Origin of the sequence: Halalkalibacter akibai JCM 9157, assembly GCF_000513135.1 — a bacterium.
Classification (GTDB): Bacteria; Bacillota; Bacilli; order Bacillales; family Bacillaceae_D; genus Halalkalibacter; species Halalkalibacter akibai.
The window spans coordinates 59,957-84,394 of the sequence record NZ_BAUV01000007.1; the positions used below are offsets into that span (position 1 = coordinate 59,957).

The following is a 24,438-nucleotide window of genomic DNA, read 5'->3' on the forward strand; positions in this document are numbered from 1 at the left end:
GTAGGTTATTTCGATTTTTTTATGAATTAGATTGAAAAGGTGATTAAAATGGATTTTGCGATACAATATTTATCTTTTTTTGTTGTACAAATTGATGGACAAGGTGAACAAGCAGATAAAGCCTATAAACACTATCAAACATTAGATGAAGCAAATTATTTAGAGAGCGCATTAAAGGATTTTTTGGATGGCGAATTAATGAAAGTAGTCAAACGGAAAGTAGAAAGAAATCCAAAATCAGAGCAAGTGCCAACGAAGATTGGAAGATTCATTGTCGAACCAGGCTATAACTTGGATACTAATCCTAACTATAATATGTTTCATCGTATTCGCTCAGCTGAGTCAGCAGATGATTTCAAAAAAAACAGTGAAGAACTTGTCCGTGCTTATATGGACACAAGTGCAATTCGTGGTGGAGCGGTTTTAGTATTACGTGCCAAATTCAATAAATACTTTGATGAGCCATTTGTTTTCGTATTAAAATGCGATTTTGAACAAAAAGTCGCTACCATAACAGATGAAAAAACGATGATCCGCCAAGTAGAACGCGCAATTACAACGAAAAATATGAAGTCTATTCAATACCCGTACATGCCGGAAGAGGGTATGCTTGAAGAGTGGGAACTGAAAATTCACCAATCCTCCCATGCGAGATACTTTGAAGACTTCTTGAAATTTGTAGAATACCATCAATCAATGCCTGAAATAGTAAAAACTCAAGTCATCCAAATGGCACAGCAGCATATTGCTGAAACGTATCACGAGGAGAGTCCTGAGCGTCAGCAAGAGGAAGAATACATTGAAGCATGGTCGAATACACCTGTTCGCGAGATGCAGGAAAAGTGGACACCTGAGCAGGTGGTGGAAGCTTCTGCACCAATCATTGAGCATCAGCCAGAGATTCCGTTGAAATTGAAGCTTGACCATATTGATGTAAAGGCGATGTTATCGGACTTTGGTGAATCACTTCATATTGCAAAGGTAAACGGAAGATATGTGATTGTCATTGAAGGAGATGCGTTCACGTTTGAGAAGGGGGTTTCGCCGGTGGAGTTTTTAAAGCCAGAACCATTAGATGAGGTATTAAAGAAGATTGGAAACTAAAAAAGCTCTATAGATATTAAGATAAAGGAAAGCAAGCCTCTACGAATATAGGTAGATGTTTGCTTTTTTTGACTAAGTAGGTTTTTTCCTTTAGTCAATTCTCTAATTTTATTAGCCTTATGATATTCATCTATACGAGGTTGTCCCTCCCTTCATATGATAAAGAAAAATGAAAATTTGGGAGGGAAACATATGAAAAAATACGGTCATTACACTGGTATACAAAACATGAAAATTACAAACATCTCCCACGGTGCATCCATTAATTATGGTCCTACTATTCACAAAGGGCACCAGGCTAATCAAAAGATTGATGCTGGTGAAATTGTAATAGGAGATGAAATTAATATCGGCTGTCCAGCAGAAGAAGATGAAGACGAAGAAAATAAGTAAGACCATTCTTACTTTCTATTCAAACGTTTAATGTTAAGGGTAAACTATTATTTAACTATTAAATTCCAGAGCGGTTTAACTTGTTGATAAAGACTCATCGCTTGTTGAAAGCCCCCACCCATTTTTTTGAAATCAAGACTGCCGTCCGTCAACCAAGATTGAGGATTAGAAGTAGGCGGTTGCGGATACGTATCGATTTGGTTAGGGTTAGCAGCTTGTTGAACATGCTGTGGGGATTGCCCTTGCGGATTCCCTTGAAAGAAATGGCTTGAAAAAGGATTCTGCATTTGTAAAACATTTGGATTCATAAAGCCACTTGTGAATGGATTATCCATCTGAAAAGGTGGTACTTGCTGATTAGAATGTGGTTGGAAAGGAGGGTGCTGTTTGAAAAAATTCTTGAAAAAAGGTTTATTTAAAGGTAATTGTTGAAAACCGTATTCAAAAGGGTTAAATCCCATTGCGGTAGGTGGCTTTGTAAATGGGTGATTACGTTGTGAGAACATGTTAACTCCTCCAATTTATATCATTAACACAATGTATGTTCACTTTAGAAAAATGACAGGGCTAATGACTAAAATTAGAGCTTATAAAATTGTCACCGGAACCTAGAAACTCTCATAAAATTTTATAAGAAGATTTATGGGAGGGGTTACTTTGAACAAGTATTGGCCAAACAATTGGAAAAAATCATTACCGAATTTCCTTGGAGAAGATTTCTTTGCAAGCTTTGAGAATATGGATATAGAAGGTAGTAGTACAAATACAAGTATCAATATGAATATGTATGAGTCAGGTCATGAATTATTGTGTATTTTCACATTGCCAGGCTTAAAGCTAGAAGATGTTGATATTTATGTATACGAAAAAACACTTGAGGTAAGTGGAACGATGCACATTGATTACAATGGTTTTAGGCTACTTCATCAAGAAATTTATCAAGGGCCAGTTAAAAGAACAGTAGAATTGCCATTTGCTGTGAGAGATGATAAAGTAGAAGCTTTTTTTAAAGGTGGGAATCTTTTTATCCATTTATTTCGACTTATTCGACCAGAACAATCAAAAAACAAAGTTGTTGTACAAAATCTAGATAAGACCAGTTAAAAATAAAACTGGTCTCTTTTTTCATATAGGTCTATGGACAAAATGATTGAAATATACATAATGCGGGATGGTCTAAATGTCGTGTTTTAGTGAAAGTAACATCCTAGACAAACAGAAATGAGGTGGTTTTATTGGGCTTTTTTGATGATCACGGGCTGAGTTATAGAAAAAAGAAAGCACTTGAAAGTGACCGGGAATATGATCTTCTAGGGATGGAGCAAGCAGCAAAAGAAGCCAAAATACCTGAAATCGAAAACAAAAAGATTTTGGAGCGTTCGGTAAAGTATGGCCTAGAAGCAGCTCCATCAATTGGAGATCGAACGATTTCAACCTTTACGCGAGAGCCACGCCCTGCCTATGCGGGTATCCCTACTTTCCTTCGAGCGCCGTTTTTAGAAGATGTCCGAAAAGTCGGAGAATACGATGTAGCTTTTATGGGGGTTCCTTTTGACATCGGAACGACTTACAGAGCAGGTGCCAGGTTTGGACCCGAGGCAATCAGAAGAATTTCTAAGCTTTATACGAGTTATAGTTATGAAAAAGGAGTAGATTTAGTCGAATCACTAAATATGTGTGATGTAGGTGACGTCTTTACAATAGCAAACATAGAAAAAAGTTTTGATCAGATATTCAAAGCTGTATCTCATGTATTTGCACAAGGAACACTTCCAGTTATGCTCGGTGGAGATCATGCAATTGGTTATCCTTGTCTAAAGGCAATTGCAGATAATGTTGATGGCAAAGTGGGAATTATTCATATGGACCGTCACTTAGATTTGCAGGAGAAAGACATGGATGAACGAATGCATACAACTCCTTGGTTTCATGCAACGAATATTCCAAACGCACCACCCGAGAACTTAGTTCAGGTTGGTATAGGTGGCTGGCAAGTACCAAGAGAGGCTGTTCAAAATGTACGTAAATTTAACACGACAGCCATTTCCATTATGGATATTGAGAGACTAGGGATTGAAAAAGTAGCTGAGATCGCTTTAGAAAAAGCATGGAAGGGAGCAAAAGCGGTTTATTTAAGTGTAGATATTGATAGCTTTGATGCGGGATTTGTTCCGGGAACGGGTTGGCCTGAACCTGGTGGGTTTACACCTAGAGAAGGATTGAAATTCTTAGATCTTATCGCGCGAGAAGGAATTTGTGGTTTAGAGGTTGTAGAGGTTTCACCTCCTTATGATATAAGTGATAAAACCGCTTTGTTAGCGACGCGTATCATAGCAGATGTGCTTGCGTCGATGGTTGATGCTGGTAAATTAGGTAAGAAATTTTCCTGAGGGATAAAATCAAAAGACCGGATTGAATCCCGGTCTTTTTTAATAGGATATTTGCAAACAGAAAGTACTTTTTAAACATGCAGGATTAAACGTAAACAAAAGGGAGGCTAATCTATGCATGCCATTGAAATTAATCAATTGAGCTTCGAATATCAAGACGGAACGAAGGCTGTCGATCAGATAACATTAAACATCCCTATGGGAGCAAAAGTGGCTATTCTTGGACCAAATGGGGCAGGGAAATCGACATTTCTACATCATTTAAATGGCTTGAAGTTACCGCAATCAGGTACAGTTTCTGTTATGGGAATACCTTTAACTAAACAGAATTTAAAGGCAATACGTCAAAAGGTTGGCCTTGTTTTTCAAGATCCAGATGACCAGGTTTTTTCTGCAACCGTTTTAGAAGATGTTCAATTCGGACCACGAAATCTTGGAATGTCTGAACAAGAAATTGAGGATGTTTGCAGGGCATCTCTTGGCTCTGTTGGAATGTTGGAATTTAAACACAAAGCTCCATTTCATCTTAGCTATGGTCAAAAAAAGAGGGTTGCGATTGCGGGGATTTTAGCTATGAAACCAGATATTGTTGTCCTTGATGAGCCGATGTCTTATCTAGATCCTCAAGGAAAGGATGACGTGGCAGCATTACTTCAAGGGCTAAATTTTATGGGTAAAACGATTATTTTATCAACACATGATGTTGATTTTGCCGCTTCTTGGGCAGATATTATTATTTTAATGAGAGAAGGACAACTTCTTACAACAGGTGGACCGGAATTATTAGTGAATGAAGAATGGATTAGGAAAGCAAACTTACATTTGCCCACTATTGCCAGATTATTTCGGATGTTGGGTGAAAAAAAGTTGCCCGTAAATGAACAAGAAGCAGCCCGGATGTTATATAAAATATTATATAGTGAAGCAACCTCGGTTGATTAACATTATTCATCATTACCGAAGTTGACTTCATCCATCTTTTCCTCAAATTCTTGTTCAAAGTTCTCAGTGTCAATATCATTAAATTGAATGCTATTGTTATCGTTAAGTAATTTCTGTAAGTCTCCCATTTCACCGAGAGTAGTCATTCCAATCATCAAATTTCCAGACAATTCTTCTACTGTTAATTCTTGAATTTTATAATTAATATTTTCAATGTTTATTGGTTTCATGTTTTCTACTTTTTCTTTAAGCTCTTTATTCTCTTTTTCAATTTCCTCTAATTTCTTGGTGAGTGCTGTCATATGTTTAGTCAGTTGTTCCATTAGATTAATGTTCATTGTCTTTTGGTTAGAGGGTGAATACATTTTTTGATGTAATTCATCTGAACTCTCTTTAATTCGTTGTGTCTGTTCAACTTCACTCGGTTCATTGTGCTGTTCGAATTCATTCGAATTTACTTCTGTCGGTTCTTGATAGAAATATTGGTCATAGTTATAAACATATTTTGGATCTGCCTGAACATAAGGAGTATTAGTTGGTTCAGAGTAGGGAATATAATATTGATCATAATAGGGTTGTTGTTGAAGTTCTGAATTTTGTTGTGGTTGCCAAGATGTATAAGGAGGACTTTGATAATTCTGGTTCCAATAATACATGCCACTCACCCCTTAAAAATTCTTATTTGCTATCATTCATTTCATTCAAACTTAGGTCTGTGTACCAGGTGGTAATTCAATAACCGGAACATCAATTGGTAATGCTAACTCCGTTTTTTCAGATTCTAAATCCATTTCTTCATCAGGCTCATTTTCTTCATAATATGGTTTAGGAAATCTGGCACTGGTTGCCCGGTTACCGGCAAGAACTGTTTTCCCAATGTTTAAAGACCCAATCGTACTAATTGAGTTGATTCTAATGTTCTTTATATTGATCTGCATGGGTAACAGTCCTTTCTATTAATTAAATTTGTGTTTGAGTTTGATCTGCCATGTCTGGGTCATTGGTTAAATTGGCATTATTAAATTGTAAGGGTGAAAAGTTGGCGTCTCCTGCTTGTGCGTAGCAACATTTATTTTTACATTTGCTTGGTGCCCTTTATGCAATACGTTTCCAAAGTTGACTGAGGCATTGGTGGAAGTACTATTGATACGGATACCGAAAATGTTATTAACATGTGTCAAAATAGATTCCTCCTAGATTTCGCCTATATTTTAGCCTATGCGAAAGAATAGAGGATGACACTGGAAATAACGTATGTAAAAACAAATAAGGACAGAACAAGAATGTTAGCCAAGTTCTGCCTTTTTTACAGTTACACTTGCCCTTGTGCTTGATCAACTACATCAGGATCATTCGTTAAGTTGGCATTATTGAATTGTAGTGGAGAAAAATTGGCGTCACCGGGTTGTAAGTAGCCTACATTTGATTTCACATTAGCTTGATGTCCTTTATGCAAGGCATTCCCCATATTAATCGAAGCGTTGTTAGAGCTATTGTTAATTCTAATTCCAAATATGTTATTCATATGTGTTAACACGTTATCACGATCCTCTCGTTTATTCCTTATGACGTAATTTAAAGATACATATGAGCATATTATGCTGTCTGAATAGATCAGTGCATTTAGAATTTAAGAAGAGTAATGGCAAATGCGTAGAGGTTTGAATAGACATATAGGGCTAAACTCAAAAATAAATAGGGAGGCTAAAATCGTGAGACTTTATGTTACAAAAGAAGGTGAGTCGTTATATGATGTGGCTAAAACGTATAGTGTTCAATTTGAAATTTTAAAAGCGGTCAATAAACATATAACGGATCCATCTTATATACCTGGGGATACTCAGATTACCATTCCTTCAGTTATGGGATTACCTGCAAATGTAATGGAGGTAAAACCTAACTACAGCACTAACGAGAATAAGGGGAATGTTTGTGCTTTTGTGGACGATACAATCGTTCATTATAATAAACCTAATTTAAGTCATTGGCCTTCTCAAGATTATACTCATCCACATCCTAAAAATGGAACACATGCTGCTGAGAAGTTCAATGATCAAAGTACTCAGACGTACACACCGTCTCTTCCTTCCACACCATATGTCGCACCGTACACTCAACATCCTTATAAGCCAAAACAATATCAAAGGAACGTGGAACGGGGAGCGAGATATTATCAAAAAGATTAACAAAATTATCCTATAGGGAACTTACTTAGAGAGGTGAATCACATCGATTTACGTCTCTTTTTTTCGCATAAAAAAACTGAGAATGTTTTAAAGGTTAGAACCACCTATAAGACATTCCCAGTTAGTTTGTTCCTTAGGTACAGCTCATTATTAACAAGCTAAGACGATAGTTGATTTTTCTTTATCTTCGTTTTAATAGAGAAGTATACGGCAATAAGCACAGAAATGAATACTACAGCTAGGGCAATCAGTAAACGGTGTCGATTAGATTCGCTAACCATTTCTTTATCTATTCGCCATTCGGAGCGATGTCCCATTCCATCTTCAGCAACAAAAGAAAAAGCCTGCTTGTCATCATAATAAAAATAGCCGTTTGAATCTAAAGATCCTACTTCAATTTCAACTCCTTTATCATCAAAGACCGTCACGGATGTTCTCGTTGAAAAACTCCCGTCATCATACATGACTTTAATGATTCCCGTTTCTACTTGCTCTATCAATAATTTATGAGCATAAATTGGAGAGGGAAGAGAAAGAACAAAAAAGAATAGTAAACTAATTATAAGACGTTTTTCATTAATGGCTGTGACTGTGATCATGTCCTTCATATTCCTTTTCATGTTCTACCGTTATTTCAAATCCGTCTTCATTTGATATTTGCATCTGAAACTCATGAGCATGATGTTCTGTAAATAAAACATAACTCCCAGTTTCAACAACTTCAAATGTGAAATGTGTTGCATCGCTGTTTAATGGCAGGTTATAAACAAACTCATGTTGGGCAATAAAGTGATGATTGACGTCTGTTTCTTCAGGTGTTGCTTCAAATAAATGTGCAGCATGATGCTCTAAATCGAGAATGTTTTTATTTTCTAGTATAAAGGCAACAAGGATACTTTCATCGCCAAATTCATTTTCATTAAATACTAAAGAATACGTTCCTTTTTCAAGCTGATAGGTACCAGCCCACTCATACGGCAACTCACCATGATGGCCAATTCCATCTGCTATACTATCTTCTTCTTCCTCTTCTTCCTCTTTGATTTCAGCTAAATCCACTTCTGTATCCTTTTCTTCAATGATCTCTTCTGATAGATCAGCTTCTTTATCTATCTCCTGCTCGATTACTGGATCGTTTTCCTCAACGTTTGTACAAGCAATTAAAGCGAAACTAAATAAGCTTATACTGATTATAAGTAAGCTAGTTTTCTTCATGTTAACAACTCCTCTGTTATAACCTAGTACTTTAGAATGAATAAAAGAACCTTGGCCTATATAAGGCCAATGTTACTTTTCTCAATGATGACCAGTGCAGATATGGTTAATACAACTACCAAAGACTTACTAATATCGAATTTAGAAACAGCCTTGCATGAACCGAATTGAAGTTGACCAGTAAAGCTTCTAGATGTTAATGCTTCGTATACATGTTCTGAACGGTCTAATGATTTGATTAATAAACAGCCAGTTAATTGGCCATATGTCCTCAGACTTTTGATATTAATACCTCCATTAAAGAAGCGTGCTTTAGCAGCAAGTTGCATTTTTTGTATATCTTCTAGAAATAAAAATACGTAACGATAAGAAAGCATTAGAACTGTAATTAATATAGGAGGGACTTTTAGATGAGCTAAACTATTCATAAATTGTTCTAATGATTGAGAATCTAATAAGATCGTTAAAACAGTCATAGATGTAAAGGCTTTGGTAATAATCAGAAGAGCAAAGATTACATTATCATGAATCAATGAAAGGCCTTGATTAAATAACAAAGGAATGGTCATGAGTAGCAAAAATGGAGTAATAATGAGACAACGTTTAAATAATGACTTAACTGGGATACCCATGAAACAAACGGTTGCAAAAGCAATGATGAAGGCTGTGAAGGCGAGAGCAAGTGATTGCAAGCTAATTACACCAAATATATAAAAGACAGCTGCTAGAAATTTTGTTCGTGGCTCCCAAGAAGAAGCCCATTTTCTGACACCCTCAATATTTTCATCTTCAAATGAAGCCAATACAATCTCCCCCTTTAGCAATTTAATTTTTTATCAAATAAATTGGGGCGTATTGTGTACAAATGTTTTACTGCAAATCCAGTTAAAACACCTTCTAGTAAGGCTAAAGGAAAGTAGGCTATAAAAACGAATCTAATAACTGAAAAGGCTCCCTCACCATAACGTTGATCGGATAAGAGCAAAAGAAGGATTAGTAAAAGGACACCTCCACAAATGGCGGAAAAACCAGCCAAGAACCCCCTGAAGAAAAAAGGAACTTTCTTTAGTAAAGGAATTGACCAATAAATTAATAGAGCGGGGATGGACATTAGTAATGTATTTGCCCCTAAAGTTGTAATACCTCCGTGTTGAAATAACACAGCTTGAAGAATTAACCCAATGAAAATTCCAATAGGGGCTCTGCGACCGAGGACCAATCCTAGGAAACCACCTAATAAAGGATGTACAGATGTGGGGCCAATGGGAATATTAATAAGAGTTGAAACGAAAAAAGCTCCTGTAAGTAAACTAATTTTGGGGATTTCTTCTTCTTTTGTTCCCTTCAATGAGTAAATTAATAAACCAGTCGCACCAACCGTTGTTGCGATAGCTACGGATAGGTCGAGTACTCCATCAGCGATATGCACAGATCGTACTCACCTCCTTTAAATAAATTTGATTATCCAGACTGATTATATTGTGAAAACAATCTAATTATGTACAGAGTATGTTTGGAAATGAATGTGTAGAAATAATTATAAAGAAAATAAAAAAGAAGATGAACTAAAAGATCGACAGTAACCTTTTGTACACCCTCTAAAAATGTAAGATTTTTATTCCAAATTTCCTAATTCAATAGACTAGGAGGCATCTTGCCGTTAAGTCCGTCTTTTAGATTTTCAGCAGCTAATTTAGACATATTATATTCGCATTCTGTAGTAGATGAACCGATATGAGGTAAAGTAACAATGTTTTTTAGCTTTAGTAACGGATTGTCTTTTGGAGTAGGCTCCTCTTTAAATACATCAATACCAGCAGCATGTATATTTCCTGTTTTTAAAGCTTCATAAAGAGCTTGTTCATCAACATTTTTCCCTCTAGACCCATTAATGAAAATAGCCGTTTTTTTCATTCTTTGGAATTGCTCGCGCCCCATTAAATTAGCGGTTTCTTTTGTAGCAGGTACCATTAAACAAACAAAATCAGATCGCTCTAATAACTCATTTAACTCGCAATAAGTAGCTTGATACGCTTGTTCTGCTTTTTTATTTCGGCTACGGTTATGATATAGAATGTTCATGTCAAAACCGAAGTGAGCCCGTTTCGCTATAGCACTCCCAATACTGCCCATACCTATAATTCCTAATGTTTTATGATGAACATCAACTCCATATTGATCAGGTTGTAAAGAGATGTTCCAACCACCAGACTTTACAACATGATCAAGCTCTGGAATTCTTCTTGCTGTAGCTATTAGAAGACCAAATATTGCATCGGCGGTTGTGTCATTTAAGACTTCAGGTGTATTTGTAGCTAAAATATTGCGCTTCGATATTTCATCTAGGTCCAAGTTATCATAGCCAACAGATACGTTACAAACAATTTTCAAGTTGGGTGCTGCATCTAATAGCTCTTTTGTAACCTTAAGTGCTAAACCGATGATGCCATCAGCCTCTTTTAAGGCCGAATCAAAAGCAGGATCACCTAAGTATTCATGATTTTGAAAGCAGGTCACTTCAAAATCCTTCTTTAATGTTTCAATCACACGCTCATCAACTCTCATATAAACAAGTACTTTTGGTTTCATTTACGCTCTCCTTTTTGCAATCCAATCGCTAATTATATAGTAAACCTTATCATATTCTTGAAAATTCAACCAATAAAGAAGTAGACAATAGGTAATTTATGGTATGCTGTATTAAAGTGATTATGTTTTTAAGGAGGAATGAATATGGGATTTTTTGATGGGATAATGGGTAACGCATCAGAAGTTAGCATTTCCGAGGTTGAAAGAGAGTTTGCCAAGGTTTTAACGAGAGATGAAACGATAGACAAAGCGTATAAATTAATTCGTGATTTGTTCATTTTCACAAACAAACGTTTAATACTTGTAGATAAACAAGGTGTTACAGGAAAAAAGGTAGAGATTCATACCATTCCATACAAGAATATTACTCATTTTAGTATAGAAACTGCAGGCAATTTCGACCTAGATGCAGAGTTAAAAATATGGGTGTCAGGAAGTTCAACGCCTATACAGAAACAATTTAATAAAAGCTTGAACATTTACGAAGTTCAAAGTGTTCTAGCAGACTATGTGTTGTAATTAAGGATGGTACTTTTATCCTAAAAAGGAAAAAACTATATCATTTAAAGTCAGTATAGGATATACTTTGACTTGTTTAATAATTTAATAGTAATAACTAGGGGTGTCCAATGAGTTGGGCTGAGAGATAAACATGCAGAAGTTTATTGACCCTTTGGACCTGATCTGGCTCATACCAGCGTGGGGAAGTTTATGACATTACAGTTTAAAGATTACGTAGTCAATTAGCCGGGTCCAACCAATGAACGATTTATTGGTGTACCCGGCTTTTTATGTGTTTTCTTTAATAAACCTTCCTCTTTTTATGTTCTAGATCTCGTCCTTTTATTGAAAAAACTATATTAAAAGGAGAGATTTCACATGTCCACATCTTCATTGAATGAAAAAAACATCTCAATTATGTCTAGCTTTTCAGGTAGTAAAAAAGTATATGTCACTGGTTCAAGATCAGACATTCAAGTACCAATGAGAGAAATCGAGTTGAGTCCTACAACAGGTACTGTAGGCGAAGAAGAAAATGCACCAGTTCGTGTGTACGATACGAGCGGCCCTTACACGGACCATCAGTACTCTGTCAATATAACTGAAGGTTTACCTCCGTTACGTCAGGCTTGGATTAAAGAACGTAATGACGTAGAAGAATACGAGGGAAGAATCATCAAACCGGAAGATAATGGCTTTAAAGCAGAGAATGACCCAAGAGCCAATAAACAAGTATTTACGAGTGTACGAAAACCGTTACGCGCTCAAGATGGAAAGAATGTAACTCAGCTCCATTATGCCAAAAAAGGCATCATAACACCCGAGATGGAGTTCATTGCCATTAGAGAAAATCTAGACCCTGAGTTTGTACGTGAAGAGGTGGCAAGAGGAAGAGCTATTATACCTGCGAACATTAATCATCCGGAAACAGAGCCTATGATTATTGGTCGTAATTTTCATGTGAAAATTAATGCGAATATTGGCAATTCGGCTGTATCCTCGTCGATTGAGGAAGAAGTCGAAAAAATGACTTGGGCAACTAGATGGGGCGCCGATACAATAATGGATTTATCAACAGGGAAAAATATACATACAACTAGAGAGTGGATTATACGGAATTCGGCCGTACCAGTTGGAACCGTACCTTTGTACCAAGCATTAGAGAAAGTTAATGGAATTGCCGAAGATTTAACTTGGGAAGTCTACCGCGATACATTAATTGAACAAGCTGAACAAGGTGTCGATTATTTTACAATCCATGCAGGTGTTTTGCTCAGATATGTTCCAATGACAGCTAGACGTTTAACTGGAATTGTTTCACGAGGTGGGTCCATTATGGCACAGTGGTGCTTATATCATCATCAAGAAAATTTTCTTTATACCCATTTTGAAGAGATTTGTGAAATCATGAAAGCATATGATATTGCTTTTTCACTTGGTGACGGTCTTCGTCCTGGTTCAATTGCTGATGCAAACGATGAAGCTCAGTTTGCTGAACTTGAAACATTAGGTGAATTGACAAAACTCGCTTGGGAGCACGATGTTCAAGTCATGGTAGAAGGACCAGGTCATGTTCCAATGCATTTAATTAAAGAGAATATGGATAAACAGTTAGAGATGTGTCATGAAGCCCCTTTTTATACATTAGGTCCGTTAACAACAGATATTGCACCAGGTTATGATCATATAACATCTGCGATTGGAGCAGCGATGATTGGTTGGTTTGGTACGGCCATGCTTTGTTATGTTACTCCTAAAGAACATCTAGGCTTACCAAATCGTGATGACGTACGTGAAGGGGTTATTACGTATAAGATTGCCGCACATGCAGCAGATCTGGCAAAAGGACATCCTGGAGCTCAAATACGTGATGATGCTCTATCTAAAGCTCGTTTTGAATTTCGTTGGAAAGACCAATTTAATTTAGCGTTAGATCCAGAGCGTGCGTTAGAATATCATGATGAAACCTTACCGGCAGAAGGAGCAAAAACAGCTCATTTCTGTTCAATGTGTGGACCGAAATTTTGCAGTATGAGAATCTCTCATGATATCCGTCAATATGCAAAAGAAAATAAGTTGGAGACGACAGAAGCAATTGAGAAAGGCTTGCAAGAAAAAGCTGAGCAATTCAAACAATCTGGTGGAAACATTTATCAATAATAGATTTTGAAATTTGTAAGGAGGGATGCCCTAGTGGGTTTTCCTTCTTTTTTATTTTTGTTAGAGTATTTAAGACTTTCTAAAAAATTTAATGAAAGTTAAAAATAATAAGCTTTAAGTCGTGTTTTTTCAAGTAGAATATAAAAGAAGATTCATATTCTTACACCTGAGAGAGGGACCTTATGCTAAGACAAATTTCTGGTAACGCAAGAGCTTGTATTATTGTAGAACCATTATTCATTATTCCGTACAGTTTATTTATTACTTATGCTTCTGTTTATATGTTGGTACTCGGTTTAACCGAGATGCAAATTGGACTCATTACTAGTATCGGATTAATCGTTCAGATTTTTTCTTCTTTTGTAAGTGGTTTCTTAACGGATAAACTTGGAAGAAAGTATGCTTTACTTATTTTTGACCTTTTAAGTTGGTCTGTTGCTACCTTACTTTGGGCTATTTCACAAAATTTTTGGTTTTTCCTTGTTGCAGCTATCATTAATGGTTTTCATAAAATACCTCATATTGCTTGGACATGTTTAATTGTAGAGGACACTGAGAAGAGTAAACGAGCACTTGTATACACGATTTTGCAGTTAATTGCTGTTATTGGTGGTTTATTTGCTCCTTTAGCAGGGTTGCTCATTAGTCAAATGTCATTAGTTCCGGCAATGAGATTAATGTATTTCATCGCATTTCTCAGTATGACGTTAATGTTTATTATTCGTCATTTTACAACTTACGAAAGTGAAATAGGCATTCGAAAAAAACAAGAAGCAGAGAAAATGAATATTAAAAAATCACTTCAAGTTTACGGAGAAACGGTGGCAAATCTTTTACGAAACAAAACGCTTCTTTTACTATTTTCCGTTTATGTTCTTTTTCAGTTCCAATTAGTAATGCAAAACACGTATTTATCTATTTATCTAGTAGATGTGTTAGCTTTTAAGGATGCGACCATCGCTATATTTCCTGCTGCTTCGTCTATTTGTATGCTTGTGTTGCTGTTTATTGTTATCCCACGGATTAAAGAGGATAGACACCAACACTTTATGATTATCGGGTTTGTCTTGTCAATTATAGCTTTAATCATATTAGTTTTAACAGAACAAGGAAATATCACTGCTGTTTTAATATGTACTATTTTATTAGCTGCAGGGTTGTTACTATCTAACCCGTATCTTGAAACAGCTGTCGCTAATGTGATTGAAGATGATAATCGTGCAAATATGTTTTCGATTTTACAGGTGATTGTTTTATTGTTTATTTCCCCAGCGGGCATCATCGGTGGGATTACCTATAAGATTGATCCAAAAATTCCATTTCTACTGATGGCTGTTGCGTTATTTTTTTGTATTGGAATCATCTTGGCATCTATTAGGAGACAAAAGGAATTAGATAAATAAAGTTTACAGGTATACTTAAAGTCGTTATTTGAAGGAATGACGACTTTTGTTGTCGAATTCTTTAAGTAGATTGTAGTTTATCATTTGGGGTGTTTACGTGATTAATAAATTTGTTATGCCTGAAGTGATTTTTGGAGAAGAGTCTATAAGTCAACTAGGTGAATGCTGTGCTAGAGTAGGAGCTATGAATGTTTTTATTGTATGTGATCCAAGTATTTTAAACGAAGAATGGTTAGATGATATCTTAAAAAGTTGTTTGAACAAAGGCTTAAAGTATACATTGTTCCATGAGTTAACAATTAACCCTAAGGATTTTGAAGTAGAAAAGGGTCTTTTACTATACAAACAGTTTGAATGTGACGCTGTAATTGGGATTGGAGGAGGCAGTGCCATAGATGTTGCAAAAGCAATCGCTTTACTATCAACGAATCATGGCTCAATTCAGCTATATGAAGGGATTGATAAGATTAAAGCCCCGTTGCCTCCGCAAATTATGGTACCAACTACGGCAGGCTCAGGCTCAGAAGTTTCTCAATTTTCCATTATTATTGATTCCACTAGAAAAAAGAAAATGACGATTGTGTCTAAGTCGCTCATTCCTGATATCGCGATTATAGATCCAAAAACGCTGTCGTCAAAGGAACCACAACTTACGGCAGCAACAGGTCTTGATGTATTAACTCATGCAATTGAAGCTTATGTTAGTGTTGCTGCTACTCCTTTAACAGATGTGCAAGCTCAAAGTGCCATTTCACTGGTTGCAGAATATTTAAGACCTTCAGTTGCTTCGAAATTAAATAATAAAGCTAAATCAAAAATGGCAATGGCAAGTTTACAAGCGGGCTTAGCTTTTTCGAATGCGATTCTTGGCGCTGTTCATGCTATGTCACATGCAGTTGGTGGTAGATTTCCCTTCTCTCATGGAGAGGTCAATGCCGTATTACTTCCACATGTTATGGAATTTAATCTAATTGCATGCCCAGAAAAATTTGCTACTATTGCTAAACTACTTGGTGAAAATACATCGGGATTAACTACGATGCAAGCTGGGTTAAAGGGAATTGAACATGTTAGGAATTTATCCATTGATATAGGCGCACCGCAAAGATTATCAGAAATGGGCTCGGTTGAAGAGTATATTCCAGAAATGAGTGTAGTTGCTTTACAGGATGCCTGCATGATCACGAATCCACGAGATATTACTTTAAAAGAAGTAGAAGCATTATTTAGACAAGCACTGTAGGTGATATAGATGACTAACAAAGTGGAGATGATTGATCTTCTGACTGGTGTGAAATCTTCTAAAAAAAGTTATTACACCGAGTTAAAGAAGACTGTCCTAGAGTTACAAAAGAAAAATATGCAACTTGAAATCATTAATGAAGTGACGAAAAGTTTTAATATAGATACGGATATGGGGGTCATGTTACAAAACATCTTATTGAAATTAAATCAAATTTTTCTAATCGACCGACTGTATGTAGCAACTTTAGAACGTGATGAACTGATACTGACGCATGTCTATCCAGAGAACGAGCTAACGTTGCCACGATTGACTTACTTTCCGAATGGGAACTCATTGTTTCGAACTGTACTTGAAATAAAAGAACCGATCATAAAGACACTTGAAGATAGTGAAGTACCCTTTTTTGAGCAAAGTTCTTTAAAACAATTAGGGGCTCAAACTATGATTCTTTACCCATTGGTCTGTAAGGGCAGAGTGATAGGTGTTTTTAGTTTGGAAAGTAAACATCAAACTAACTATCAGCAAGAGGATTATGCCTTTTTCCAACAGTTGACTGATCAGTTAGCAACATGTATTGAAAATGCAAGACTTTATAACAGTGTCTTAAACGGAAAAAAACAATGGGAGGAGACGTTTCGTTCTGTCTCAAGTATGATATTTGTCATTCATCATAAAGAAACGATCTCACTCATAAATGATGCTGTGAAACAGTTTTTTAATTTGGAAGAACAGGTTATTTATCAACATACATTTCATCAATTAGTAGAGATTGATTCACAAATAAGTCCTTTGACAGAGGCATTTCAAACAAGACAAGTCACAACTAAACAAATAAAAATAAGAAATAGAATTTGTGAGATTATCTGTTATCCTTCTTTTAATGAAGGAAATGAACTCACTGAAGTGATTGTGTACATAAATGATGTAACAGAAAAATTGCAAATAGAAGCTCAACTAATCCATTCCGGAAAACTAGCTGCAATAGGGGAAATGGCTGCTGGTGTCGCGCATGAACTTAATAACCCTCTAACTGCTGTTTTAGGCAATTCTCAATTATTACTTAGAACAACATCAAAAGAAAAAACTGAATACCAATTACTGCAGGATATCCATCAATGCGGAATTCGCTGTAAGCACATCATCCGTAGCTTACTGACGTTTTCCAGACAAGATGAATATGTATTTCAAGAATGTTCATTAAATAAAGCAGTTGAACAAGTACTACATCTAATTCGCTATCAGATTGAAAAACAAAATATAAAATTAAATTTACATTTAGATGAAACTTTACCAACTATTAATGGTAGCTTACAACAAATCGAACAGATAGCTATTAATCTCTTGTTGAATGCGAAACAAGCTTTTGAGGAAGATGATTTTTCTGCAAAAACGATTTTAGTTGAAACGTATGAGGATATTTATAATGACAGAGAAAGTGTGTGCTTAAGTATTAGTGACAATGGAACAGGAATGGAAAAATCTATAATTCAAGATATTTTTAATCCCTTTTTCACAACAAAGAAGGCCATTAAAGGCTCTGGTTTAGGACTTTCAGTTAGTTTAGGAATTGCTAAGTCACATGGTGGAACAATTGAAGTTATAAGTGAATTAGGTAAAGGAAGTAAATTTATATTAATCCTTCCGAAAAAAGGAGGGGAGAGTTTGTATGAAGTCCAAACATCAAATACTAATAATAGATGACGAAAAAGAAGTTGGTAATTTTTTAGTGCATTTGTTAACAAGTAGAGGTTACGTTGTAAAAGTTGGCTACAATGGAGACGACTTCTCTCGCTTATTAGAAGAAGATTCCTATCAGTTAGCAATGGTCGATGTCAAACTACCTGATACAAGCGGGTTAATATTATTAGCAAAATTAAAAGAGAAGTACCCTGCTTGTAAAACGATTGTTATGACAGGTTATAGTACGATTAAGACGGCTGTTGAAGCAATCAAACTAGGAGCAAATGATTATATCGAGAAGCCATTTGACGATATTGAACAGCTAGAACGATTAATTGATCAACTACTTGATAATACCATCACATCTGAGCAAAATACGATGTTTCAATTAGCGACAGAATCTGGGTTGATTGTCGGTGAAAGTCCTCTGATGAATCAGCTAATTACAATGGCTTATAAAATCTCAAAAAAAAATGTGAATGTACTAATAGAAGGAGAAACAGGTACAGGAAAAGAAGTCTTTGCTCATTTCATTCACTTAGCAAGCCAACGTGCAGAACAACCCTTTATGGGAATTAATTGTGGTGCTATCTCTGAAACCTTACTAGAAAGTGAATTATTTGGTCATGAGAAAGGTGCATTTACTGGTGCAATCAAAAATAAGAAGGGAATATTTGAAATAGCTAGCAACGGTACTTTGTTTTTAGATGAAATCGGAGAGGCAACATTAGCTACTCAAATTAAGCTTCTAAGAGTGTTAGAAACAGGTGAATACATGAAGGTTGGGGATGAAGCAATTAGAAAGACGAATACAAGGGTTATCGCCGCCTCACATGTTAACCTGCTAGAAGCAGTTGAGGATAAAAGATTTAGAGAAGACTTGTTATACAGGTTAGACGTGGTCAAATTAACAATCCCCCCGTTACGAGAGAGAAGAGAAGATATCCCAAAGCTAGTCTCTTATTTATTAAAAAAGCAACAAACAAATCTACGTTTCTCTGAAGATGCAATAAGAAAACTTTGTCAATATGAGTGGCCAGGAAATATACGTGAACTATATAATGTCATTAAAAGAGCCATTGCTTTAGCGGATGAACAAGATATCATAATGACTACAGACTGCTTACCAGAAAAAATAATCGGTTTAAATCAACTTAGCCCCAATTTAATTAATGAGACTGGGGCTTCACCAAAAGAAAATCTTGAGTCTTATATACAATTATGGAATAAAGAAATCGTAGCTTTGTGGAAATCAAGCAACGACGTAAATCTAGAACAAGTTTTATTATCTGTGAAGAATCTCGAAACGGAAATCGGAAAAGCATTCGTAACTAAAATGCTTAAGGAAACGATTGGTGATCGTAAGAAAGCAGCTGAACGATTAAATATAAGCATGAGAAAATTACGTTATTTGCTAAATGAGAAAGGATCTTAATTTCGTGAAAAAAAAACAGGCTACTGGGATTTTGAGCTCAGTAGCCTCCATTACGACTTTAACCTCTTAAACTAGCTCGTTCTTCTTCAGAGAACATTCGCGATCTTGTTAGGAAACGTTTCCCTTCAGGACCTTCAAGAGAAAACATTCCGCCACGCCCTTCGACTACATCAATAATTAACTGAGTATGTTTCCAATATTCGTATTGAGCGGAGTTAATGTAAAACGGACATCCGGCTATTTCTCCTAGTAATGTATCGTTTTCACCTATGATAAAATCACCCATTGCGTAGCACATCGGTGAACTTCCATCGCAACAGCCTCCTGATTGATGAAACATCAGTGGACCATGTTTTTCTTTAAGAAGTTCTATGAGTTGAATCGTTGCTTTTGTGCACGTAACTCTTTGTACCATTGAAAACCTCCTCTTGCTTAATAAAAAGGAAGAGGATGTCTAAAATTGGTATTTTAAACATCCTTGAATGAATAAGCAGAATTTTAGAAGAAACCTAAAGCATCAGGACTGTAACTAACAAGCATATTCTTAGTTTGTTGATAATGAGACAACATCATTTTATGATTTTCACGACCGATACCTGAAGCTTTATATCCACCAAATGCAGCGTGAGCAGGGTAAGCGTGGTAACAATTTGTCCAAACTCTGCCAGCTTCTATGTTACGACCAAAGCGATAAGCGGTATTGACATTTCTGGTCCAAACACCTGCACCAAGACCATATAATGTATCATTTGCAATAGAAAGAGCTTCTGCTTCATCTTTAAATGTTGTTACAGAAACAACAGGACCGAAAATTTCTTCTTGGAAAATTCTCATCTTATTATGTCCTTTGAATACTGTAGGTTGAATGTAGTAACCGTTTTCAAAACCTTCGATGTTGTTTCTAGCACCACCAGTTAAACATTCTGCACCTTCTTGTTTACCAATTTCTAAGTAGGATAGTATTTTTTCCATTTGTTCATTTGAGGCTTGAGCTCCCATCATAGTGGAGACGTCTAGTGGGTTTCCAGTTTTGATTTCTTTAACTCTCGCAAGTGCTCTTTCCATAAATTCATCATAAATAGATTCATGTATCAGTGCACGAGAAGGACAAGTACAAACTTCTCCTTGATTTAGCGCAAATAAGACAAAGCCTTCAATCGCTTTATTTAGAAACGCATCGTCTTGATCAAGGACATCTTTAAAGAAGATATTAGGCGATTTTCCACCTAGCTCTAAAGTAACCGGAATAATGTTTTGAGAAGCGTATTGCATGATCAAACGGCCTGTCGTCGTTTCACCGGTGAAAGCAACTTTAGCAACGCGAGAACTTGTAGCAAGAGGCTTTCCTGCTTCTACTCCGAATCCATTTACGACATTTAAAACTCCCGGTGGTAGTAGATCTTCAATTAATTCTATAAGTACCATAATAGAAGCCGGTGTTTGTTCAGCAGGCTTTAAAACAATGCAATTGCCAGCAGCTAAGGCAGGTGCTACCTTCCAAACAGCCATTAGTATAGGAAAGTTCCAAGGAATAATTTGACCGACAACACCAAGAGGTTCATTAAAATGATAAGCAACCGTATCATCATCAATTTGACTAATAGAACCTTCTTGCGCTCTAATAGCACCAGCAAAATAGCGGAAGTGATCAACAGCTAATGGGATATCTGCGTTTAGCGTTTCACGGACAGCTTTTCCATTATCCCAGGTTTCTGCAATGGCAAGTGTTTCAAGATTTTCTTCGATTCGATCTGCTATTTTATTCAGGATATTAGCGCGTTCTGTAGTTGATGTTTTCCCCCATGCGGTTTTAGCTCTGTGCGCTGCATCAAGAGCTAATTCGATATCTTCAGAAGAAGAGCGGGCAACTTCACAGAAAACTTCACCTGTAACAGGTGTAACGTTTTCAAAATATTGTCCGTTAAGAGGGGCTGTCCATTCTCCGTTGATAAAATTATCATATCGCTTTTTAAATTGAACAGTTGCATTTGCAGAACCTGGTTGACTGTAGATCATAATTAAAGCCTCCTTTAAAATAGAGGGGAGAAAAAGTCTCCCCTAATAAATATATTAAAACGCTTACACGAAATTCTATTACGATAGATGATAGATTATTACATCGTAAGAACGATACGACCATTTATTTTTCCTTGTTCCATTCTCTCAAAAACTTCGTTAATAGAATCAAGAGGAGCGGTTTCAATATTTGTTTTAACTTTTCCTTGGGCTGCAAACTCTAAAGCTTCTTGCATATCTTTTCGTGTCCCTACGATTGAACCACGGACCGTTACACCATTTAAAACTGTATCAAAAATCGGAATTGGTAGATCATCGTGCGGTAGACCGACAACAACAAGAGTTCCACCTCGTTTTACTGATTGGTAAGCTTGTTCAAACGCTTTTTTAGTTACGGCAACACTTATTGCTGCTTGAACTCCACCAACAAATTCTGTTATAGCTAAACCTGGATCCGTATTTAAACCATTTATCGTATGATCTGCACCTAGTTGCTTAGCTAATTCTAATTTATCATCCTGTATATCAACGGCAATCACGTTAAAGCCCATTGCTTTTGCGTATTGAAGAGCAACATGTCCTAGACCGCCAATGCCGTAAATAGCAACCCAATCGCCTGGCTTAGCTTCAGATACTTTTAAAGCTTTATAAGTAGTAACTCCTGCACATAAAATAGGAGCAATTTCAACCGGATCAACATTTTCGGGAATTTTAGCAACGTAATTTGCTGGAGCTTTACAATATTCTGCATAGCCGCCATCAACTGAATAGCCACCATTTTCTTGATCGTGACAAAGAGTTTCTCTGCCAGTTAAACAATACTCACATTCTCCACAAGCTGAATAAAGCCAGGGAATTCCTACACGGTCACCAACTTTTATATTAGTGACATCTTCACCAATCTCAGTTACAATTCCAACTCCTTCATGACCAGGAATTAATGGAAGTTTGGGTTTAACTGGCCAATCACCATGGGCTGCGTGTAAATCTGTATGACAAACTCCACATGCCTCAATTTTTACTAGAACTTCACCACGGTTAATAGTAGGTATTTGCATTTCCTTAATTTCAAGTTTTTGTTTATGTTGATTTACAACAGCTGCTTTCATATAGATCCCTCCATTTATAGTTTCACTTTTAGTAATGCAAGTACTGTGCCAATATGAAAAACCTAAAATAAAATGAATATAATGTCTAAGTGGGAGAAAATGAGCCGAGTAATTGATAAATCGGGCCGATTTTTTGGCAGGTTAAGCCATAAGTTTGTCGAGACATTTCATTAGAATTTAACATGAGGTTGTTCTGTTATAAGTCTGAAAAACTTGAAGAATGATCTTATTATTTGGTTGTTTCGAAAAAGAAAGTTTTTTAAATACAGTTTTTTCTCTATAGCTGTTTAAGAAATGGAAGAATACTTCTTTTTTCCTTAATCCATAAAACCAATGTTTGAGAAAAGAGCCTTACCATAAAAATCCTTACTAACCGCTTATAAAAACTTTTTAGTCAGCAAAAAACCTAGTATTCTTAAATTATAAAAACTTTATAATTTTTGTAACCATATTTAACATCGTGTCGTTTTATAAGCAAGAAAGTAAGAACGAGTGAATTCGGAGGTTAACAACGATGGAAGAACAACTAATTGAACGGGCGAAACAAGGAGATGATGATGCTTCCAGCAATTAATTGAACGGCATCTTAAAACAGTTGAAAAATTTGCATTCCAAATAGCGTCTCACCAACTCATATTGAAGATGTAACACAGGAAGTATTCTTAAAAGTATATCGCTTTATTCATAAACATAATCGTGGTAAATTTACTACTTGGCTTTACTCTATAACATTGAATGTGATAAGAGATTTTTATAGGAAAGAAAAACAAATGAAAAGGAAAACAGTAGAACTTCAAAAATATACAACTCAACAAACGTATATTAATGATCATTTCGATGAAGAAGCTCAAGAGTTACATCAAATGATTCATCGTTTAGAAGATAAATATAAAGTACCAATTGTGCTTCATTTTTTTCATGGACAAAATTACCAAGAGATTGCGAACGTCTTAGGTGTAACTGAAGGTGCAATCAAAACAAGAATTTTGAGAGCAAAGCAAAAACTAAAAGCAGAGTATGAAAAAGTAGGTGAACAGCTATGACACATAAAAATTTCGATGAAACGTTGAATCGACTTAATCAATATTATGACGAAATGCCAACTCAATCTTCTTCTTCTAATATAATGGCAAACATAAAAAGAAAGAAAAAACGTGACTGGAGTAGGTATTATCAGAGGTGGCAAGTGGCTGCTTTAATTGTATTAATGGTTGGAATCGGATATGTTTTAGGTGCTAGTCAGCTTACGGGTCAACAGGACTCAGCAAGTGATAGTGAAATAGCAGCTGATCAATCAGAACCACAAATGGAATTGGGCATTGCTGCTGTTGAGGAAGTAGAAGAAGAAGCGTACAGTGAAGAAGCTGTTACAAGAGAAATTCCAAATGCGCTAATGACTGATGATGAAACTTCAATGCCACTTGAAATTATAAATGAAGAAGGATTGGCGGATGTTATTCAGGTCTATACGTTTGAAGACGAAGAATTCGGTCTTACCACTAAATATGATGTGCAACTAGAAGTTCATTATGATGTTGATGATGACGGCAGAGCGATTCAGTGGTTTGCCAATTATAGTGAAGGACCAGTTGAACCAGTTGTTTTAGAAATTTTTCGATTTGAAAATGCAGGTGATCAAAGAGAACTAATTGAAGCGTATCGAACAAGAATGTTGAATTTGGGTTATCAGGAAGATTTCACTGAAGAATATATGAAAGGGCAGGAGGTTCCTGGACAAGGAATAGAAGAACTTCTGTTTGAAAGAGACGGCGTTTATGCTCATGTTGTTCCTGTAGAACATGGAGAGAACCTATTCTTCTTTAAGACAAGTTTGTTTGCACCTAACTCTGAATATATCGAGTACTCTGAAGGATTTGGTAGAAACGTTAAAGTGATATACGAACAATTTAGTTGGATGTATAATTAACTAATTTAAAAGTAGATGTGTTGTTGAATGTAACTAAAGCCCAAATCAATGATTTGGGCTTTTTGCTTTAAATGTTACTCAGCATGTAACTATTTAGCGAATACACAATCAATGATCTAGTATAGAATATAGGATTCTATGT

The 24,438-nt window shown here is 36.0% G+C and carries 26 protein-coding genes and 1 riboswitch; of the genes, 14 read left to right on the forward strand and 12 right to left on the reverse strand.

The annotated features are described in order from the left end of the window. Positions 1-48: 48 nt before the first annotated feature. Together JCM9157_RS06255 and JCM9157_RS06260 are read left to right on the forward strand one after the other, a co-directional pair. Entirely contained in the window at positions 49-1,104 is a 1,056-nt protein-coding gene (locus JCM9157_RS06255) for a DUF3900 domain-containing protein (protein WP_035663125.1), read from the forward strand. Between the two features lie 192 nt (positions 1,105-1,296). Beyond that, positions 1,297-1,497, forward strand: a complete 201-nt coding sequence (locus tag JCM9157_RS06260; RefSeq protein ID WP_035663127.1) for a hypothetical protein — start codon at positions 1,297-1,299, stop codon at positions 1,495-1,497. A 47-nt stretch (positions 1,498-1,544) separates the two neighbouring features. On the opposite strand, the gene JCM9157_RS06265 is transcribed toward JCM9157_RS06260, so the two are convergent. Next, positions 1,545-2,003, reverse strand: a complete 459-nt coding sequence (locus JCM9157_RS06265) for a hypothetical protein (protein ID WP_035663130.1) — start codon at positions 2,001-2,003, stop codon at positions 1,545-1,547. Between the two features lie 151 nt (positions 2,004-2,154). Here JCM9157_RS06265 and JCM9157_RS06270 point away from each other — a divergent pair, with 151 nt between their 5' ends. The 3 genes from JCM9157_RS06270 (at position 2,155) to JCM9157_RS06280 (ending at position 4,829) form a co-directional block, all read left to right on the forward strand. Further along, positions 2,155-2,601, forward strand: a complete 447-nt coding sequence (locus JCM9157_RS06270; protein ID WP_052012979.1) for an Hsp20/alpha crystallin family protein — start codon at positions 2,155-2,157, stop codon at positions 2,599-2,601. A gap of 122 nt (positions 2,602-2,723) precedes the next feature. Further along, positions 2,724-3,887, forward strand: coding sequence for an agmatinase family protein (locus JCM9157_RS06275; RefSeq protein WP_235714824.1), 1,164 nt, complete (start codon positions 2,724-2,726; stop codon positions 3,885-3,887). Between the two features lie 114 nt (positions 3,888-4,001). After that, on the forward strand, positions 4,002-4,829 hold the full coding sequence (locus JCM9157_RS06280; RefSeq protein WP_035663134.1) for an ATP-binding cassette domain-containing protein: 828 nt from the start codon (positions 4,002-4,004) through the stop codon (positions 4,827-4,829). A gap of 2 nt (positions 4,830-4,831) precedes the next feature. Here JCM9157_RS06280 and JCM9157_RS06285 read toward each other — a convergent pair whose 3' ends face one another. The 3 genes from JCM9157_RS06285 to JCM9157_RS06295 all read right to left on the reverse strand — a co-directional run bounded on the left by JCM9157_RS06285 (position 4,832) and on the right by JCM9157_RS06295 (position 6,354). After that, on the reverse strand, positions 4,832-5,485 hold the full coding sequence (locus tag JCM9157_RS06285) for a spore germination protein GerPC (protein WP_035663136.1): 654 nt from the start codon (positions 5,483-5,485) through the stop codon (positions 4,832-4,834). Positions 5,486-5,536: 51 nt separating this feature from the next. Continuing rightward, entirely contained in the window at positions 5,537-5,767 is a 231-nt protein-coding gene (locus tag JCM9157_RS06290) for a hypothetical protein (RefSeq protein ID WP_035663138.1), read from the reverse strand. Positions 5,768-6,141: 374 nt separating this feature from the next. Then, positions 6,142-6,354: a spore germination protein gene (locus JCM9157_RS06295; RefSeq protein ID WP_035663254.1), complete on the reverse strand. Its 213-nt coding sequence runs from the start codon at positions 6,352-6,354 to the stop codon at positions 6,142-6,144. 187 nt (positions 6,355-6,541) lie between these two features. Here JCM9157_RS06295 and JCM9157_RS06300 point away from each other — a divergent pair, with 187 nt between their 5' ends. Next, complete coding sequence (locus JCM9157_RS06300) at positions 6,542-7,015, forward strand: LysM peptidoglycan-binding domain-containing protein (protein ID WP_035663140.1); 474 nt, start codon at positions 6,542-6,544, stop codon at positions 7,013-7,015. Between the two features lie 158 nt (positions 7,016-7,173). Here JCM9157_RS06300 and JCM9157_RS06305 read toward each other — a convergent pair whose 3' ends face one another. From JCM9157_RS06305 to JCM9157_RS06325, 5 genes are all read right to left on the reverse strand, one after another. After that, entirely contained in the window at positions 7,174-7,614 is a 441-nt protein-coding gene (locus tag JCM9157_RS06305) for a hypothetical protein (RefSeq protein ID WP_035663143.1), read from the reverse strand. After that, positions 7,592-8,230 carry a hypothetical protein gene (locus JCM9157_RS06310; protein ID WP_035663145.1) on the reverse strand — a complete coding sequence of 213 codons (639 nt, stop codon included), beginning with the start codon at positions 8,228-8,230 and terminating at the stop codon, positions 7,592-7,594. The genes JCM9157_RS06305 and JCM9157_RS06310 overlap by 23 nt, the downstream gene beginning before the upstream one ends. 56 nt (positions 8,231-8,286) lie before the next feature. Further along, positions 8,287-9,033 carry a cobalt ECF transporter T component CbiQ gene (cbiQ, locus tag JCM9157_RS06315; RefSeq protein WP_035663147.1) on the reverse strand — a complete coding sequence of 249 codons (747 nt, stop codon included), beginning with the start codon at positions 9,031-9,033 and terminating at the stop codon, positions 8,287-8,289. A 14-nt stretch (positions 9,034-9,047) separates the two neighbouring features. Then, positions 9,048-9,659 carry a CbiM family transporter gene (locus tag JCM9157_RS06320; RefSeq protein WP_035663150.1) on the reverse strand — a complete coding sequence of 204 codons (612 nt, stop codon included), beginning with the start codon at positions 9,657-9,659 and terminating at the stop codon, positions 9,048-9,050. 200 nt (positions 9,660-9,859) lie between these two features. Further along, on the reverse strand, positions 9,860-10,819 hold the full coding sequence (locus tag JCM9157_RS06325; RefSeq protein ID WP_035663152.1) for a 2-hydroxyacid dehydrogenase: 960 nt from the start codon (positions 10,817-10,819) through the stop codon (positions 9,860-9,862). 144 nt (positions 10,820-10,963) lie between these two features. On the opposite strand from JCM9157_RS06325, the gene JCM9157_RS06330 reads away from it, so the two are divergent. From JCM9157_RS06330 to JCM9157_RS06355, 6 genes are all read left to right on the forward strand, one after another. Further along, the gene (locus JCM9157_RS06330; RefSeq protein ID WP_035663154.1) at positions 10,964-11,338 is read left to right on the forward strand and encodes a PH domain-containing protein; all 375 of its coding nucleotides are present in this window, start codon (positions 10,964-10,966) and stop codon (positions 11,336-11,338) included. Between the two features lie 89 nt (positions 11,339-11,427). Next, positions 11,428-11,542, forward strand: a riboswitch (TPP riboswitch). 156 nt (positions 11,543-11,698) lie between these two features. After that, positions 11,699-13,480 carry a phosphomethylpyrimidine synthase ThiC gene (gene thiC / locus JCM9157_RS06335; RefSeq protein WP_035663156.1) on the forward strand — a complete coding sequence of 594 codons (1,782 nt, stop codon included), beginning with the start codon at positions 11,699-11,701 and terminating at the stop codon, positions 13,478-13,480. A gap of 182 nt (positions 13,481-13,662) precedes the next feature. Next, entirely contained in the window at positions 13,663-14,883 is a 1,221-nt protein-coding gene (locus tag JCM9157_RS06340) for an MFS transporter (protein WP_035663159.1), read from the forward strand. A 115-nt stretch (positions 14,884-14,998) separates the two neighbouring features. After that, complete coding sequence (locus JCM9157_RS06345) at positions 14,999-16,126, forward strand: iron-containing alcohol dehydrogenase (RefSeq protein WP_035663255.1); 1,128 nt, start codon at positions 14,999-15,001, stop codon at positions 16,124-16,126. A gap of 9 nt (positions 16,127-16,135) precedes the next feature. Beyond that, positions 16,136-17,830: a sensor histidine kinase gene (locus JCM9157_RS06350; protein ID WP_052012980.1), complete on the forward strand. Its 1,695-nt coding sequence runs from the start codon at positions 16,136-16,138 to the stop codon at positions 17,828-17,830. After that, positions 17,796-19,244: a sigma-54-dependent transcriptional regulator gene (locus JCM9157_RS06355; RefSeq protein ID WP_035663161.1), complete on the forward strand. Its 1,449-nt coding sequence runs from the start codon at positions 17,796-17,798 to the stop codon at positions 19,242-19,244. The genes JCM9157_RS06350 and JCM9157_RS06355 overlap by 35 nt, the downstream gene beginning before the upstream one ends. A gap of 58 nt (positions 19,245-19,302) precedes the next feature. On the opposite strand, the gene JCM9157_RS06360 is transcribed toward JCM9157_RS06355, so the two are convergent. The 3 genes from JCM9157_RS06360 to adhP all read right to left on the reverse strand — a co-directional run bounded on the left by JCM9157_RS06360 (position 19,303) and on the right by adhP (position 22,369). Next, a complete protein-coding gene (locus JCM9157_RS06360) occupies positions 19,303-19,659 on the reverse strand; it encodes a DUF779 domain-containing protein (RefSeq protein WP_035663163.1) in 357 nt (118 codons plus the stop codon). 83 nt (positions 19,660-19,742) lie between these two features. Next, positions 19,743-21,260 (reverse strand): aldehyde dehydrogenase, encoded by a 1,518-nt coding sequence (gene adh / locus JCM9157_RS06365; protein ID WP_035663164.1) that lies wholly within the window; start codon positions 21,258-21,260, stop codon positions 19,743-19,745. Positions 21,261-21,358: 98 nt separating this feature from the next. Beyond that, complete coding sequence (adhP, locus tag JCM9157_RS06370; RefSeq protein WP_035663165.1) at positions 21,359-22,369, reverse strand: alcohol dehydrogenase AdhP; 1,011 nt, start codon at positions 22,367-22,369, stop codon at positions 21,359-21,361. A 680-nt stretch (positions 22,370-23,049) separates the two neighbouring features. Between adhP and JCM9157_RS06375 the strand changes: the two genes are divergently transcribed. Continuing rightward, positions 23,050-23,412 (forward strand): RNA polymerase sigma factor, encoded by a 363-nt coding sequence (locus JCM9157_RS06375; protein WP_235714830.1) that lies wholly within the window; start codon positions 23,050-23,052, stop codon positions 23,410-23,412. Further along, a complete protein-coding gene (locus tag JCM9157_RS06380) occupies positions 23,409-24,296 on the forward strand; it encodes a hypothetical protein (protein ID WP_035663166.1) in 888 nt (295 codons plus the stop codon). Before JCM9157_RS06375 ends, JCM9157_RS06380 begins: the two co-directional genes overlap by 4 nt. Positions 24,297-24,438: the final 142 nt, after the last annotated feature.